Below are 15,100 nucleotides of genomic sequence, written 5' to 3' on the forward strand. Positions count from 1 at the left end.
GCGCCGTGGGCCTGCGAAACGTCCTCGTCGTGGACGACGAGGCCTCCATCCGTCACCTGCTCTCCGTGATCCTGGTGGACCACGGCTACGACCCGCGCGCCGTCGCGACCGGGGAGGAGGCGCTGAAGGAGCTGGCCGTCCGCGAGTACGATCTCGTGCTCACGGACGTGCGCATGCCCGGGATGGGCGGGCTCGGGCTGCTCCGCGAGATCCAGCGCACCGCGCCCGAGCTGATGGTCATCGTGATGAGCGCGTACGGCGCGCACGACGCGGCCATCGAGGCGATGAAGACGGGCGCCTACGACTACCTCTCGAAGCCGTTCAAGCCGGACGAGGTGGTGCTGGTGCTCCGCAAGGCGGAGGAGCGCGAGCGGCTGGCGCGCGAGAACCGCCGGCTGCGCACCGAGCTGTCGGCCGGGTACAGCCCGGAGCACATGGTGGGGACCTCCGAGCCGATGCGCGAGGTGTCCCGGCAGATCCGCAAGATCGCGCAGCAGAAGACCACCGTGCTGGTGCAGGGCGAGTCGGGCACCGGGAAGGAGCTGGTGGCGCGCGCCATCCACCAGCTCTCCCCGCGGGCGGCGCTCCCGTTCGTGGCGGTCAACTGCGGGGCCATCCCCCCCGAGCTGATCGAGTCCGAGCTGTTCGGCCACGTGAAGGGCGCCTTCACCGACGCGATCCGGGCGAAGAAGGGGCTCGCGGTCGAGGCGGACGGCGGGACGCTGTTCCTGGACGAGATCGGCGAGCTGCCGCTCGGGCTCCAGGTGAAGCTGCTGCGCTTCCTCCAGGAGGAGGAGGTGCGGCCGGTGGGCGACACCCGCATCCGCCGCGTGGACGTGCGCGTCATCGCCGCGACCGCGGTCGATCTCCGCGCCGCGGTGGCGGCGGGGCGGTTCCGCGAGGACCTCTACTGGCGCCTCGACGTGGTCGGGGTGCGCCTCCCGCCGCTGCGGGAGCGGCGGGAGGACGTCCCCGCGCTGCTGGACCACTTCCTGGCCCGGTTCCGCCACCTCCGCCCGGAGCTGCCCGGGCTGGCGCTGTCCGACGAGGCTCGCGCGGCCCTGCTCGCCCACGGCTGGCCCGGCAACGTGCGCGAGCTGGAGCACGCGGTGGAGCGGGCGGTGGTGCTCGCGGACGGGCCGGTGCTGCGCGAGGAGGACCTGCCCGAGGCGGTGCGCGCGACCGCGCGCCCCGCGACCGGGCCGGCCGAGGCCGCCGAGGGGTCCCTCTCGGTGAAGCGTGCCACGCGCGCGCTGGAGGAGCGGCTCATCCGCGCGGCGCTGGAGCGGACCGGCGGCAACCGCACCCGCGCCGCTGAGCTGCTCGAGCTCTCCTACGGGGCGCTCCTCTACAAGATCAAGGAGTACGGGGTCGGATAGCGCGCCACCGAACCGCCCCTCCGCAGCGGCCGACCGGCCGCTCGCCCGCTCCTCCACGCGCCGTATGACGCATAACTACGCATCACTTCGCGTCAGCTAGCGCTCGGTCGCCTACAACCGCCGATATCCGCGCAGGCGCCTTTCTTGATCCTTCGGGGGGCGATCGCATAGCGTGGCCCCCGCATGGCCGACCGATCGCCCAGCGCACGGACGCCCCTCGCGAAGCCCTCGCGGCGCGCGCCCAACAACGTGCAGCGGCTCCGAGAGGAGCAGCTCCTCACGAAGGCCGAGCTCGCCCGCAAGGCAGGCGTCTCGCCGCTCACCGTGACCCGGATCGAGCACGGCCTGGAGTGCCGCGTGGACACGAAGCGGAAGATCATCCTCGCGCTGGGCCTCACGCCGTCGGACCGGCGCAAGGTGTTCGGCCCCAGCACCGGAGGGCGCCTCGCGTGAGCCCCGCCCCGACGTTCACCCTGAGCGCGCGCCCCGACGCGGAGCGGCTCGAGACGGGGCGCGGGTGCCGTTGCCCGCGCCTCTCGTGAAGGGATCGCCATGGCGAAGAGCAAGCTCGCCGTCGGCCTCGACATCGGCTCGTCCAGCGTGAAGCTGGTCCAGCTGAAGGAGAAGCGGGGCGGCTGGGCGCTGCAGGCGTTCGGCACCGCGCCGCTCCCCCCCGAGGCCATCGTGGACGGGGCGCTCATGAACTCGTCCGCGATCGTGCAGGCGATCCAGGACGTGATCGCCCAGCAGAAGCTGAAGGTGAAGGACGTCGCCATCGGCGTCCGCGGCCACTCGGTGATCATCAAGAAGATCTCGCTCCCGCGCATGTCGCAGGAGGAGCTCGACGAGTCCATCCAGTGGGAGGCGGAGCAGTACATCCCCTTCGACGTGAAGGACGTGAACATCGACACGCAGATCCTGACCCCCGACGGCGACGCCGCCGGGCAGATGGACGTCCTGCTGGTCGCCGCCAAGAAGGACATGATCAACGACTACACCTCGGTCTGCGCGGAGGCAGGGCTGACCGCGACCGTGGTGGACGTGGACGCGTTCGCGGTCCAGAACGCGTTCGAGGTGAACTACGACGGCGCGCCCGACGAGACGGTGGTGCTCATCAACGTGGGCGCCGCGGTCACGAACGTGAACGTGGTGTCGCACGGGATCACCACCTTCACGCGCGACATCACCATGGGCGGCAACGCGTTCACCGAGGAGATCCAGAAGCAGCTGAACATCTCCTACGAGGAGGCGGAGGCGCTCAAGATCGGCGGCCAGGGCGAGTCCGATGCGGTGGTCCCGCAGGAGGTGGAGCGGGTGATCCAGGGCGTCGCCGAGCAGCTCGGCGGCGAGGTCCAGCGCTCGCTCGACTTCTACGCCTCGACCTCCGGCGGGGCGGCGCTCACGCGCGTCTACCTGTCCGGCGGGACCGCGCGCATCCCCGCGCTGTTCCGGGTCATCGAGGCCCGCGCCGGCGTGCCGGTCGAGGTGCTGAACCCGTTCAAGAACATCGAGATCGACAACCGCAGGTTCGATCCGGCGATGATCCTGGGCGCCGCGCCCTCCGCCGCCGTCAGCGTGGGCCTGGCGCTCCGCCGCTCCGGGGACAAGTAGCCATGATCCGGATAAACCTCCTCCCGGCGCGGGTCTCGAAGAAGAAGCAGGCCGGCACGCAGCAGCTCGTGCTGCTCGCGGTCGTCGTCATCGGTGGGCTCGTCGGGAACTATCTCTGGGCGGCGTCGCGCGGCTCCGATCTCGCGACGCGCGAGGCGCAGCTGAAGCGGACCAGGGCCGACATCGCCCAGCTCGACCGGATCATCGGCGAGGTGAAGGACATCAAGGAGCAGCAGGCGCAGCTCCGCGAGAAGCTCGAGGTGCTGGATCGGCTCAAGGCCGGCCGGACCGGGCCGGTCAAGATGCTCGATCAGCTCGCCCAGCTCACGCCGAAGCGGCTCTGGCTCACCAAGCTCGAGCAGAAGGGCGACTCCCTCGCGTTCACCGGCATAGCTGCGAGCATCGACGAGGTCTCCGAGCTCATGACCGCGCTGAAGGGCTCGACGTACTTCAAGGACGTGGAGCTGAAGAAGACGAGCGCGAAGACGGACAAGACCTTCAGGCTGGTGGAGTTCGCGCTCTCCGCGAACGTCGTCTATCCGGGCGCGCCTGCGATCGCGGCGCCGACTCCCGGGAAGAAGTAGGGCGCGCCATGGAAAAGCTCATCGAGGCCATCGCCAGGGCGTCGACCGCCGCGAAGGTCGGAGCGGTCGCCGCGATCGTGATCGCCGTCACCGCGCTGAACTACTTCGCCATGTCGGCCACCTTCGGACCGTCGATCTCGGAGGTGGAGACGCGCATCGCGAGGGCGAAGACCGATCAGGCCAGGCTGGACCGCGAGTACATCGAGAAGACCTCGATCGCGAACAACCTGAACCAGTTCCGGCGGGAGAAGGAGCTGCTCGAGGAGCGGCTGCGCCAGGCGCTCGCGGAGCTCCCCGAGGACAAGAAGATCGACGAGCTGCTGCAGCTCCTCCAGGACCGCGCGCAGAAGGCGGGCCTGGAGATCGGGACCATCGAACCGCGGCCCGCCGTCACCGAGCGGTTCTACGCGCGCATTCCCATCCCGATGTCGGTCACCGGCAGCTTCCACGAGATCGCGACGTTCTTCGACGCGCTCGGCCGGATGCAGCGCATCGTGAACGTCACCGACATCGTGCTGGACGCGCCCAAGGACGTGAACGGAAAGATGCTGCTGAACGGCAAGTTCCTCGCGACGACGTTCATGTTCGTCGAGGCCAAGCCCGCAGCCGCAGCGCCGAAGAAGGGGGGCGCCAAGTGAGCCCGCGCCGCATTGCGCCCCTCCTCGTCTGCGCGCTCCTGGCAGCCTGCGGAGACTCCGGGCCGAAGCGCGCCCCCGCTCCGAAGAAGCCCGCCGCGGCCCCGGCCAGCGCCGGCGACGGGGCCGCCGCCGCCCCCGCTCCGAAGGTAGACGACTGGGTCTACTCGTCGGTCGGCAAGCGCGATCCGTTCCGGAGCTTCCTGGCGGACGTGAGCCAGTCAGGTCCCGGCCTCCAGACCCGTTGCGCGACCCCGCTCGGCAAGTACGAGCTCGACCAGCTCAAGCTCGTCGCGGTCATCACCGGCCTCGAAGATCCGGTCGCGATGGTCGAGGCGCCGTCCGGAGTCGGCTACGCGGTACGGCGCGGCGCTTGCCTCGGGAAGAACGGCGGCACGGTCGCGGCCGTCCGGAGCGGCGAGGTCGTCGTGACCGAGTTCGCCCTGCGCGCCGATGGGACCCGTGATCGAACCCAGACGGTGCTCCGCCTCCCCAAGGAAGCGGCGCTCAACCTCGAGGAGCAGCTCCCATGACTTCCCGCCTGAAGCCCATCGTCGGTCTGCTCCTGTGGGGCGCGATCAGCGCAGCCACCGCGGCCGAGCCGAACGTCATCCGTGGGATCGAGGTCGGGCAGCGCGAGGGCGCGCTCGAGCTCGAGATCCGCGGCTCGCGCGCCCCGTCCTACTCGGTGTTCAAGCTCCAGGATCCGCCGCGCCTGGTCGTGGACCTGGCTGGTGCCGACGTGTCCGGGGTGGGCTCGCCCATCCAGGTCGGCAAGGCCGGCGTGCTCGCGGTGAGCACCGCCCAGTACAAGGACGAGCGGAGCGCGGTCGGCCGCGTGATCATCGCGCTCGACGGCGCGCGCCGCTACGACGTGGCGCCCCGCGGCGATGCCGTGGTCGTTCGGGTGCTCGAGGCCGAGGCCGTGGGCGCCCCCGCCGCCGCGGCGGCGTCCTCCCCGGCGGCAACCGCTCCCGCGGCGCCGCCCGCGTCCGTGCCGGCCGCGCCTGCGTCCTCGGGCGACGGTCACCTGGTCTCGCGCCGCGTCGACGAGGGCCCGGGCGGCACCGCCACCCGCATCACCGGGGTGCGCGCCGCCGGAGCCCAGCTCGTCATCGCCACGGACGGCGAGGCGGGGCGCCTCGAGATCCTCGAGCTGCGCGACCCGGCGCGCCTCGCCATCGACGTCCACGGCGTGGCCAGCGCGCCGCGCGCGCCGGTCAAGGTGCGCGGTGCGTTCTCGCAGGTCCGGTTCGGCCGCGATTCCGGCAAGGTGCGCGTGGTGCTCGACGCGTCCGGCGCCCTGCCCAGGTACGAGGTGAAGCGCGTGGCCGGCGGCGTGGCCGTGGTCACCTCCGGAGCCTCGGTGGCGTCGGCCGAGCCGGCGCGCAAGGCCGCTCCGGCGCCCCGGGCCGAGCCTGTCGTGGCGGCCGCTCCCGCGGCGCCGACGTCGGATCCCGGCCTGGCCCGCATCGCCGACGTCCGCTTCGCCAGCGCGGGCGGCGGGTCGCGCATCGACATCGCCGGCAAGGCGCCGTTCGTGATCTCCCGCCCCGACGCGCGCACGGTGGTGCTGACGCTCGATGGCGCGAAGCTGCCCCGCGCCATGGAGCGCTCGCTCGACACCACCGCCTTCCACGGGCCGGTGGCCATGGTCTCGTCCTTCAACCAGCCGCAGACGGGGCAGGTCCGCATCGTGGCCACGCTGCGCGGGTCCGCCACCGATCGGATGGTCGAGACGCGGGACGGCCTCACCTGGACCTTCACCGAGGGCGGTGACGCGGCCGAGGCCGCTGCGCCGGCCGTGCCCGAGCAGGCCCAGGCCGCCGACGCGAAGGTGGCGGGCTTCGCCGCCGAGGCGCCGGCGTACGCCTCGTCCGGCGCGCCCCAGGCGCGCGGCTACAGCGGCCGGCGCATCACGCTCGACTTCCACGACATCGAGATCCGCAACCTGCTGCGCCTCATCGCCGACGTGTCGAAGAAGAACATCGTGGTGGCCGACGACGTCTCCGGGAAGGTCACCGTCTCGCTCCGCAACGTGCCCTGGGACCAGGCGCTCGACCTGGTCCTGCGCTCCAAGGGGCTCGGGAAGGAGGAGATGGGCAACGTGATCCGCATCGCGAAGTTCGAGGCGATCGCCAAGGAGCAGGCGGCGAAGGCGGAGGCGGAGAAGGCCCGGATCCCGCTCATCCCGCTCAAGGTCCGCATCATCCCGGTCAACTACGCCCGCGCCGCCGACGTGGCGAGCCGGGTGAAGGACGTGCTCTCCGAGCGCGGCTCGGTCTCCACCGACGAGCGCACGAACGTGCTCATCGTGAAGGACATCCCGGAGGCGCTGGTCCGGGCCGAGGGGCTGGTGCGGAACCTCGACACCGAGATCCCGCAGGTGCTCATCGAGAGCCGAATCGTGGAGGCCTCGTCCAACTTCAACCGGCAGCTCGGCGTGCAGTGGGGCGGCAACGCCTCCTTCACGCAGGCCACCGGCAATCCCACCGGCGTCGCCTTCCCCAACAACGTCTCGGGCGCCGGCGCGGCCGGCCAGTCGCCGAACCAGGGCACCTCGAGCACGCCGAACTACGCCGTGAACCTTCCGGCCGCCATCGGCCAGGGCTCCGGCGGCGGCATCGGCCTGGTGCTCGGCTCGGCGAACGGCGCGTTCAACCTGAACCTGCGCCTCTCCGCGCTCGAGAACAACGGCGTGGTGAAGACCATCTCCTCGCCCAAGATCGCCACCATCGACAACAAGGAGGCGACCATCGGGCAGGGCATCTCGATCCCGTTCTCGCAGACCTCCGCGTCGGGCGTGAACACCACCTTCGTCGAGGCGAAGCTGGAGCTGAAGGTCACGCCGCACGTCACCGCCGACGGCTCCATCCTCCTCAAGATCAAGGCGACCAACAACGCGCCGAACTCGTCGCTGACGGGCTCGAACGGGCAGCCCTCCATCTCGAAGCGCGAGGCCGAGACCGAGGTGCTCGTGAAGGACGGCGAGACCACCGTCATCGGCGGCATCTACACCCGCTCCACGGCCTCGAAGACTGCGTCGGTGCCGTTCCTCAGCAAGATCCCGCTGCTCGGATTCTTCTTCCGGAGCGACACCAACACCGACGATCACACCGAGCTGCTCATCTTCATCACGCCGCGCATCCTGAACCGGCAGTCGGCGACGGCCGCGGCGGCCGCGAGCAACTAGGAGCCAGCCATGAAGACGCGACTCGCGACCCTCCTCCTCGCCACGGCGGCCCTCGCCTGCACGGTGGACAACAATGCCTCGATCCAGGTGGTGGCGCTGTGCGCGCCCCCGGAGGAGACCTGCGCGACCGACGGCGGGTGCGGCGCCTACCTGGCCTCGCAGCCGTTCGTGTACCTCGAGGGTGGCACCAACTTCCTCGAGCTGTTCGTCGAGATGACGAACCAGCTGGCGGACAACTCGGACCCGTCGGCGGGCCGGCTCAACACGAACGACGCGTACCTGGAGAAGTACCGGCTCAGCTACCGGAGCGCGTTCTTCAGCTACTCGAACTACGACTTCCCGGCGAGCGGCATCCTGAGGGCGGAGAGCACCAGCGCCCCCGTGGTCCGGCTCATTCCGGAGGCGATCAGCGCACCGATGTCCGCCGCCATGACGAACGCCGGCGTGACCACCGGCCTCGTCGAGGTCGAGCTGACGGTCACGGGGCACTATGCGAGCGGCGACTCGTTCGAGGTCGGCGGGGTGACCTTCCCGGTGGACGTGCACAACGACGCGTTCCCCGGCTACGCCTGCCCGAACGCGACCGACACGATCACGTACGTCTGCCCGAACACGGCCCAGACGGCGGAGTACACCTGCACGCCGGCGGCGACCACGCCGTAGCCGCGCCTGACGCGCCGCGTCCGCCCCCATCCTTGACGCCCGCGGCGGCAGCGGGCTAGAACGGGCCGGTCTCCGCGGGTCCGGGGCCTGAAATCACGGCTCTTTTCGGCCGTGGAGGCGAGGATCGATGGGCTTTCGCGAACATTTGCAGGAGATCTGCCGGCGCTGCGATGGTGCGGTCGCCTGCACGCTCATGGGCATGGACGGCATCGAGGTGGACAGCCACGTCGAGGCCGAGGCCGACGTGGACCTCAAGTCCCTGCTCATCGAGTACTCCGGGCTGTTCCGGAGCGCCCAGGAGGCGTCCGAGACCCACGCGGCGGGCGGCCTGGCGGAGCTCTCGCTCTCCACGGACCGCATCCTCACCGTCGCACGCGTCGTCAACCCCGAGTACTTCATGGTCATGGCGCTCGCGCCGGACGGGAACTTCGGCAAGGCCCGGTACCTGCTGCGCGTCACCGCCCCCAAGCTGAGGTCCGAGCTGTAGCCGCGCGGGCGAGCGCACGCCGGGCGATGCGCCGGGCGTCGCCATGCGGCGGGGCTCATCTTTCCACTTCCGACATTCGAAGGAGCATCGAAACCAATGGCAGAGACCCTCGACACCTCGGCGTTCCGCCGCGGTCTCAAGATCGAGATCGACCGCGAGCCGTGGGAGATCATCGAGTTCCAGCACGTGAAGCCCGGCAAGGGCTCCGCGTTCGTGCGGACGCGCATCAAGAACCTGATGACCGGCCGCACCATCGAGAAGACGTTCAAGTCCGGCGACGTGGTGGGCAAGCCCGACATCGACGAGCGGGAGATGCAGTTCCTCTACCGCGAGGGCGAGCACTACAACTTCATGGACAACAAGAACTACGAGCAGACGTTCCTCACCGCGGAGCAGATGGGGGACGCGAAGAACTTCATCAAGGACAACACCACCACGCACATCCTGTTCTTCAACGGGAAGGCGATCGGGGTGACCCTGCCGAACTCGATGGATCTCAAGGTCGTCAAGTGCGATCCGGGCATCCGCGGTGACACCGTCTCCGGCGCGACGAAGCCGGCCGAGCTCGAGACGGGCTACGTGGTGAACGTCCCGCTGTTCATCAACGAGGGCGACACGCTCCGCATCGACACGCGGTCGGGCGAGTACCTGACCCGCGTCGCCGGCTAGGTCGCCGCCGCCGTCCTCCGTCCCCTCCACGTCCCTCGCCAGGAGCTCCGCACATGGCCACCCGTCCCCTGAAGCAGCAGCAGCCCGAGCGCACCCCCGAGCCCGCCCCGACGCCCGGCTTCACCATGGAGGACGTGAAGAAGCTGGTGGCCCTGGTGGAGAAGAGCGACGTGACGCACATCGCCTGGGCCAAGGGTGAGGAGAAGGTCGTGATCCGGCGCGGCGGCGTCGCCGCGCCGGCGCCGGTGTTCCACGCCGCGCCGGTGGCCGCCCCGGTCCCGGCGGCGCTCGCCCCGGTCGCCGCGCCGGCGCCCGCCGGCGCGCCCAAGGCCGAGGCCAAGGCCGACAAGCCGGGCGTCGAGGTGAAGTCGCCGTTCGTGGGCACGTTCTACCGGGCGCCCTCGCCCGACTCGCCGCCGTTCGTGGACGTGGGCCAGAAGGTGAAGAAGGGCCAGACGCTCTGCATCGTCGAGGCGATGAAGCTCATGAACGAGATCGAGGCGGAGACCGACGGCACCGTCGCCGAGATCTACGTCCAGAACGCCACCCCGGTGGAGTTCGGCGAGCCGCTGTTCCGCATCGTCGCGGGCTAGGCCCGGAGAGGCCGGCATGTTCAAGAAGGTCCTCATCGCCAACCGCGGCGAGATCGCGCTCCGTGTGCTCCGAGCCTGCAAGGAGCTCGGCGTCGCCACGGTCGCGGTCCACTCCACCGCGGACGCCGAGTCGCTCCACGTACGCTTCGCCGACGAGGCGATCTGCATCGGGCCGCCGCAGTCGCGCGACAGCTACCTGAACCCGCGCGCGCTGCTCGCCGCCGCCGACGTCACCGGCGCCGACGCCCTCCACCCCGGCTACGGCTTCCTCTCGGAGAACGCCGAGTTCGCGGCGATGGTCGAGAAGATGGGCCTGAAGTTCATCGGGCCGCGGCCGGAGATGATCCGCCTCATGGGCAACAAGGTGGCGGCCCGCGAGGCGGCGGAGCAGGCCGGCCTGCCGCTGCTGCCCGGCGCCCGGGGCAAGCTCGCAGACGCCGAGGAGGCGGAGCGCATCGCCGAGCAGGTCGGCTACCCGGTGATCCTGAAGGCGGCCGCGGGCGGCGGCGGGCGCGGCATGAAGATCTGTCGCGACCGGAGCCAGATCCGCCAGCTGTTCGAGACCGCGTCCACCGAGGCGCTCGCCGCGTTCGGCGACGGCTCGATGTACCTCGAGCGCTACGTCGAGATGCCGCGCCACATCGAGCTGCAGATCGTGGCCGACGAGCACGGCAACATCATCCACCTGGGCGAGCGCGAGTGCTCGGTCCAGCGCCGCCACCAGAAGCTCATCGAGGAGTCGCCGTCGCCCGCCGTCACCCCGGAGCTGCGCCGGGAGATGGGCGAGGTGGCCCTCAAGGCCATGAGGAAGATCGGCTACAACAACGTGGGGACCATCGAGTTCCTCATGGACGAGAAGGGCCGCTACTACTTCATGGAGATGAACACCCGCATCCAGGTGGAGCACCCGGTGACCGAGCAGGTCTACGGGCTCGACCTGCTGCGGGAGCAGATCCGGCTCGCGGCGGGCGAGAAGCTGGAGCGCTCGCAGGCCTCGGTGGTCCCGCAGGCGCACTCCATCGAGTGCCGCGTCAACGCGGAGGACCCGGTCACGTTCGCGCCGTCGCCGGGGCGGATCACCGGCTACCACCAGCCGGGCGGGTATGGCGTCCGCGTCGACACCATGGCGTACGAGCAGTACAAGGTGCAGCCGTACTACGACTCGCTGGTGGCGAAGCTGATCGTCACCGGGGCGAACCGGGAGATCGCGCTGCGCCGGGCCATGCGCGCGCTCAACGAGTACGTGATCGAGGGGATCAAGACCAACATCCCCTTCCACAAGCGCGTGCTCACCTTCCCGGCCTTCACGGCGGGGCAGTACGACACCCGCATCGTCGAGCAGATCCTGAACCCGCCCGCGCCGGAGGAGACCCCCGCCTCCAAGGTGGCGGGCGCGTAGGCCTCGCCGCCGCCGCGGGGGCCGCCGGGCCCCTCACGGCGGCCGGTCCGGAGGGGTCGAGACGGGAAAATTCCCGCGTCACTTCGCGGGATTCGCGTCTTGACCGCCCCCCGGGCATCCATTACCCTCGCAGCTAGCCCCTGGCCCGCGTCGACGGCGGTGCGCGCCGACCGCGCGTCCCACGGATGCGCGAGCCTCTCCGCGAGCACCGCCCGGCCCGATGGCTGTCGACAAGAACAAGATCATCGCGGAGGCGACCCGGTTCGTTCAGAAGGGCGCGCTCGACAAGGCCATCGCCGCGTACCAGAAGATCCTCGCCGAGGACCCGCGCGACGTGCGGATCCTGCTCAAGGTCGGCGAGCTGTTCCAGAAGAAGGGCGACGACCGGCTCGCGGCCGAGGCCTTCACCAAGGTCGCGGAGACCTACGCGGACCAGGGCTTCTTCCTGAAGTCGGTCGCGGTCTACAAGCAGATCGTGCGGCTCGACCCGGGCGACGTCCGGGTGAACGAGCGGCTCGCGGCGCTCTACCAGCAGCTCGGCCTGATGAGCGACGCGATGGGGCAGCTGCAGGTCACCGCCGCCGCGCACGAGCGCTCCGGCGACGTGGCCCGGCTCACCGACGTGCTCCGCCGCATGGTGGAGCTCGACCCCGAGAACATCCCGTCGGCCATCAAGCTCGGCGAGCTGCACGCGCGGGCGGGCCAGGCCGCGCAGGCGCTCGAGCTGTTCCGGCGCGCCGCCGACCACCTGCGCAAGCACAGCCGCGCCGACGAGTACCTCAAGGTCGCCGAGCGCATCGCCGGGCTCGAGCCGGACGACCGCGGGCTGACCCGCGAGCTCGCGCACATCTACCTCGCGAAGGGCGACACGAAGCGGGCCCTCGCGAAGCTGCAGCTCTGCTTCAAGGCGGATCCGAAGGACGTGGAGACGCTGAACCTGCTCGCGCAGGCGTTCCGCGATCTCGGCCAGGTGTCGAAGACGCTCTCGGTCTACAAGGAGCTCGCGCACGTCCACGCGGAGCGCGGCCGCGCCGCCGACGCGCGCGCCACCTGGCGGAAGGTGCAGGAGCTGGCGCCGGACGACGAGGACGCGCGCGCCGCGCTCGGTCCGGGGGCCTCGAGCACGCCCGTCCCCGGCGCCGTGGCCGCGGTGGCCGCCGTGGCGCCGCCCCCGCGCCCGCCGGCCCCGGCCGCGCCGCCGCCCGGGCCGCCCCCCGGCGCGCGCCCGGCGCCCGCGGCGTCCGGCCCGGACGCGGTCGCGAAGCTCCTCACCGAGACCGACGTCTACGTGAAGTACGGGCTGCACGACCGCGCGCTGGAGCACCTGCGCAAGGTGCTCGCGATCGATCCGGAGGCGCCCGACGCGCACGAGCGCGCGCGCGAGCTGCACCACGGGGCCGGGCGCCTCGCCGAGGCCGCGCAGCACGGCGCCGCGGCGGTGCGGGCGCTGCTCGGCCGCGGCGAGGGGGACCGCGCACGGGAGGCGCTGGCGCGGCTCCGGCAGATCGCGCCGGAGCACCCGGAGCTCGCGGCGCTGGCCGCGGCCGCCGGCGCGAGCGAGGAGGTCGCGCTCGAGCCGGACGAGGTGGAAGAGGTGCTCCTCGAGCCCGAGCCTGCGCCCGAGGACGACGCGCTCGCGCTCGAGGCGGCGGGCCACGCCGGCGACGACGAGGTCGTGCCGGACGACGAGCCGCCGGCCGGGTCCGCCGGAGCGCCCGCGCCCGCGCCGGACGAGGAGGAGGGCATCGCGCTCGAGATCGGCGCGCCCGAGCCCGCCCTGGACGCGGCCGGCGACGCGCTGGCCGAGGCCGCCGCGGCGACGTCGGCCGAGTCGGAGGAGGTGGCCGACGAGGTCTCCGCCGAGCGCCCCGCGTTCGCGGCGCCGCCCGCGCCGGTGATCACGCCGCCGGCGCCGCCGCCTCCGCCTCCGCCCACCCGCGCCTCCGCGCCCGCGCCGGCCAGGCCGGCGGCACCAGCGCCACCGGCGCCACCGATCGCTGCCGCCGCGGACGACGAGGAGGAGGCCGACCTCTCCGACGAGCTCGAGGAGGCGGACTTCTTCCTGCAGCAGGGCCTGCTCGACGACGCGCGCGAGGCGCTCCGGAACCTGGCCGCGTTCTACCCGGGGCACCGCGGCGTGGAGGCGCGGCTGGCCGAGGTCGAGCGCCGGCGCGCACCGCCGCCGCACGCCGCCGCCGGGACGCACCCGCCGCTCGACGGACCGGTGCACGAGACGCCGGCGCTCACGCCGCCGCCCGGGGCCGACGACAGCTTCGACATCGCGCGCGAGCTCGCCGAGGAGCTGGGCGCCGCGCCCGCGCCGGCGGGCGACGACGGCTTCCAGTACTCGGTCGAGGACGTCTTCAACCAGTTCAAGAAGGGCGTCGAGCAGACGGTCCGGCCGGAGGACAGCGCCACCCACTACGACCTCGGCATCGCCTACAAGGAGATGGGGCTGCTCGAGGACGCGGTGAAGGAGTTCGAGACCGCGCTGCGCGGCAACGACCGCAAGCGCGAGGTGGACTGCCTGTCGATGATCGGCGTGTGCCAGCTCTCCCGCGGCCAGCCGCGCGAGGCCATCGCGGCGTTCCGGCGCGCGCTCGCGTCCGAGCTGCTGACGCGCGACGCCGCCAAGGCGCTCCACCACGACCTGGGCGTCGCGTACCAGGAGGCGGGCGACCCCGAGGCCGCCCTCCACCACCTCCAGAAGGTGAACCGGGTGGATCCCGGGTACCGCGACGTCGCGGAGCGCGTGCGCGCGCTCGGCGGCGGCCCCGGGAAGCCGCCGCCGGGAGAGGCGCGCGCCCCCGCCCGCACCGCCGCCCCCGCGGCGCCCGCCCCCGGCCCGAAGAAGAACATCGGCTACCTGTAGGACTGCCCGTGAACTATCTCGAATTCTACGAGCTGGCCCAGGAGCCCTTCTCCAACGCGCCCGTCTCGCGCTTCTACTACTCGTCCGCCCAGCACGCGCAGGCGCTCCTCCGCCTGAACCACGCGGTGAGCGCCATGAAGGGGCTGGCGGTGCTGGTGGGCGACATCGGCGCCGGCAAGACCACGCTCGCGCGGCGCATGCTCGACAGCCTGCCGGAGGACGAGTACGAGGCCGCGCTGCTCGTCATCGTCCACTCCGGGATCACGCCGAGCTGGCTGCTGAAGCGCATCGCGCTGCAGCTCGGGGTGGAGAGCCCGGCCGAGGAGAAGCTCGCGCTGCTGGCGCAGCTCTACCAGCGGCTGGTCCGCATCTACGAGTCGGGCAAGAAGGCGGTGGTGCTCATCGACGAGGCGCAGATGCTCGCCTCGCGCGAGATCATGGAGGAGTTCCGCGGGCTGTTGAACCTGGAGGTGCCGGAGCGCAAGCTCCTGTCCTTCGTGTTCTTCGGGCTGCCGGAGATCGAGGACAACCTCCGCCTCGATCCGCCGCTCGCCCAGCGCGTGGCGCTGAAGTACCGCCTCGAGCCGCTCAGCGCGGAGGCCACCGAGGCGTACGTGCGCCACCGGCTGCGCCTGGCCGGCGCCCCGCGCCTGCCCTTCACGCCCGCGGCCATCCAGCGGATCCACGATCACACCGGCGGGACGCCGCGCCTCATCAACACGCTCTGCGACAACGCGCTGTTCGAGGGGGCCATGGCCCGCGCCCGCGAGATCGACGAGCGGCTGCTCGATCGCGTGGCGCGCGATCTCGGCATCGAGGCCCCCGCGCGGCCCGTCCCGGGCGCGCCCGCCGTCCGCGGCGGCCGCGAGGGCGGCGCCCTCGATCTCGCCGAGATCGACCGGTACCTGGAGTCGCTCGGCGTCAAGTAGCCCCGCCCGCCCGCCGCCGTGCCGGCGCGGCGATCCCACACCCCCACCCACCGCGCCGCCGCCGGCGCGGACGGGCCGCTGGCGCG

The 15,100-nt window shown here is 71.8% G+C and carries 14 protein-coding genes; all 14 read left to right on the top strand.

All coding sequences use genetic code 11. The annotated features are described in order from the left end of the window. Positions 1 to 5: 5 nt before the first annotated feature. The 14 genes from ANAEK_RS03350 to ANAEK_RS03415 all read left to right on the top strand — a co-directional run bounded on the left by ANAEK_RS03350 (position 6) and on the right by ANAEK_RS03415 (position 15,014). Positions 6 to 1,379, top strand: a complete 1,374-nt coding sequence (locus tag ANAEK_RS03350) for a sigma-54 dependent transcriptional regulator (RefSeq protein WP_012524742.1) — start codon at positions 6 to 8, stop codon at positions 1,377 to 1,379. A 183-nt stretch (positions 1,380 to 1,562) separates the two neighbouring features. Continuing rightward, complete coding sequence (locus tag ANAEK_RS03355) at positions 1,563 to 1,832, top strand: helix-turn-helix transcriptional regulator (RefSeq protein ID WP_012524743.1); 270 nt, start codon at positions 1,563 to 1,565, stop codon at positions 1,830 to 1,832. A gap of 99 nt (positions 1,833 to 1,931) precedes the next feature. Next, positions 1,932 to 2,990 (top strand): type IV pilus assembly protein PilM, encoded by a 1,059-nt coding sequence (gene pilM / locus ANAEK_RS03360; RefSeq protein WP_012524744.1) that lies wholly within the window; start codon positions 1,932 to 1,934, stop codon positions 2,988 to 2,990. Positions 2,991 to 2,992: 2 nt separating this feature from the next. Further along, complete coding sequence (locus ANAEK_RS03365) at positions 2,993 to 3,574, top strand: PilN domain-containing protein (protein WP_012524745.1); 582 nt, start codon at positions 2,993 to 2,995, stop codon at positions 3,572 to 3,574. Positions 3,575 to 3,582: 8 nt separating this feature from the next. Beyond that, positions 3,583 to 4,212, top strand: coding sequence for a type 4a pilus biogenesis protein PilO (locus tag ANAEK_RS03370; protein ID WP_012524746.1), 630 nt, complete (start codon positions 3,583 to 3,585; stop codon positions 4,210 to 4,212). Next, entirely contained in the window at positions 4,209 to 4,742 is a 534-nt protein-coding gene (locus ANAEK_RS03375; protein WP_012524747.1) for a pilus assembly protein PilP, read from the top strand. Before ANAEK_RS03370 ends, ANAEK_RS03375 begins: the two co-directional genes overlap by 4 nt. After that, complete coding sequence (pilQ, locus tag ANAEK_RS03380) at positions 4,739 to 7,402, top strand: type IV pilus secretin family protein (RefSeq protein ID WP_012524748.1); 2,664 nt, start codon at positions 4,739 to 4,741, stop codon at positions 7,400 to 7,402. Before ANAEK_RS03375 ends, pilQ begins: the two co-directional genes overlap by 4 nt. A 9-nt stretch (positions 7,403 to 7,411) precedes the next feature. Further along, positions 7,412 to 8,065, top strand: coding sequence for a hypothetical protein (locus ANAEK_RS03385; protein ID WP_012524749.1), 654 nt, complete (start codon positions 7,412 to 7,414; stop codon positions 8,063 to 8,065). A gap of 127 nt (positions 8,066 to 8,192) precedes the next feature. Further along, a complete protein-coding gene (locus ANAEK_RS03390) occupies positions 8,193 to 8,552 on the top strand; it encodes a hypothetical protein (RefSeq protein WP_012524750.1) in 360 nt (119 codons plus the stop codon). 96 nt (positions 8,553 to 8,648) lie between these two features. Continuing rightward, positions 8,649 to 9,221 carry an elongation factor P gene (gene efp / locus ANAEK_RS03395; RefSeq protein WP_012524751.1) on the top strand — a complete coding sequence of 191 codons (573 nt, stop codon included), beginning with the start codon at positions 8,649 to 8,651 and terminating at the stop codon, positions 9,219 to 9,221. 53 nt (positions 9,222 to 9,274) lie between these two features. After that, the gene (accB, locus tag ANAEK_RS03400) at positions 9,275 to 9,814 is read left to right on the top strand and encodes an acetyl-CoA carboxylase biotin carboxyl carrier protein (RefSeq protein WP_012524752.1); all 540 of its coding nucleotides are present in this window, start codon (positions 9,275 to 9,277) and stop codon (positions 9,812 to 9,814) included. A gap of 16 nt (positions 9,815 to 9,830) precedes the next feature. Then, positions 9,831 to 11,213, top strand: a complete 1,383-nt coding sequence (accC, locus tag ANAEK_RS03405; protein ID WP_012524753.1) for an acetyl-CoA carboxylase biotin carboxylase subunit — start codon at positions 9,831 to 9,833, stop codon at positions 11,211 to 11,213. A 220-nt stretch (positions 11,214 to 11,433) separates the two neighbouring features. Further along, a complete protein-coding gene (locus tag ANAEK_RS03410; RefSeq protein ID WP_012524754.1) occupies positions 11,434 to 14,085 on the top strand; it encodes a tetratricopeptide repeat protein in 2,652 nt (883 codons plus the stop codon). Positions 14,086 to 14,093: 8 nt separating this feature from the next. Beyond that, positions 14,094 to 15,014 (top strand): ExeA family protein, encoded by a 921-nt coding sequence (locus tag ANAEK_RS03415; protein ID WP_012524755.1) that lies wholly within the window; start codon positions 14,094 to 14,096, stop codon positions 15,012 to 15,014. The last annotated feature ends 86 nt before the right edge of the window (positions 15,015 to 15,100 follow it).

It is taken from the genome of Anaeromyxobacter sp. K (genome assembly GCF_000020805.1).
Lineage (GTDB): Bacteria > Myxococcota > Myxococcia > Myxococcales > Anaeromyxobacteraceae > Anaeromyxobacter > Anaeromyxobacter dehalogenans.

What these genes read in the sequence shown, in the direction of transcription:
- accC (WP_012524753.1), top strand. Translation starts at nt 9,831, where the DNA reads ATGTTCAAGAAGGTCCTCATCGCCAACCGCGGCGAGATCGCGCTCCGT.
- ANAEK_RS03385 (WP_012524749.1), top strand. Translation starts at nt 7,412, where the DNA reads ATGAAGACGCGACTCGCGACCCTCCTCCTCGCCACGGCGGCCCTCGCC.
- accB (WP_012524752.1), top strand. Translation starts at nt 9,275, where the DNA reads ATGGCCACCCGTCCCCTGAAGCAGCAGCAGCCCGAGCGCACCCCCGAG.
- ANAEK_RS03365 (WP_012524745.1), top strand. Translation starts at nt 2,993, where the DNA reads ATGATCCGGATAAACCTCCTCCCGGCGCGGGTCTCGAAGAAGAAGCAG.
- pilM (WP_012524744.1), top strand. Translation starts at nt 1,932, where the DNA reads ATGGCGAAGAGCAAGCTCGCCGTCGGCCTCGACATCGGCTCGTCCAGC.
- ANAEK_RS03410 (WP_012524754.1), top strand. Translation starts at nt 11,434, where the DNA reads ATGGCTGTCGACAAGAACAAGATCATCGCGGAGGCGACCCGGTTCGTT.
- pilQ (WP_012524748.1), top strand. Translation starts at nt 4,739, where the DNA reads ATGACTTCCCGCCTGAAGCCCATCGTCGGTCTGCTCCTGTGGGGCGCG.
- ANAEK_RS03390 (WP_012524750.1), top strand. Translation starts at nt 8,193, where the DNA reads ATGGGCTTTCGCGAACATTTGCAGGAGATCTGCCGGCGCTGCGATGGT.
- ANAEK_RS03355 (WP_012524743.1), top strand. Translation starts at nt 1,563, where the DNA reads ATGGCCGACCGATCGCCCAGCGCACGGACGCCCCTCGCGAAGCCCTCG.
- ANAEK_RS03370 (WP_012524746.1), top strand. Translation starts at nt 3,583, where the DNA reads ATGGAAAAGCTCATCGAGGCCATCGCCAGGGCGTCGACCGCCGCGAAG.
- efp (WP_012524751.1), top strand. Translation starts at nt 8,649, where the DNA reads ATGGCAGAGACCCTCGACACCTCGGCGTTCCGCCGCGGTCTCAAGATC.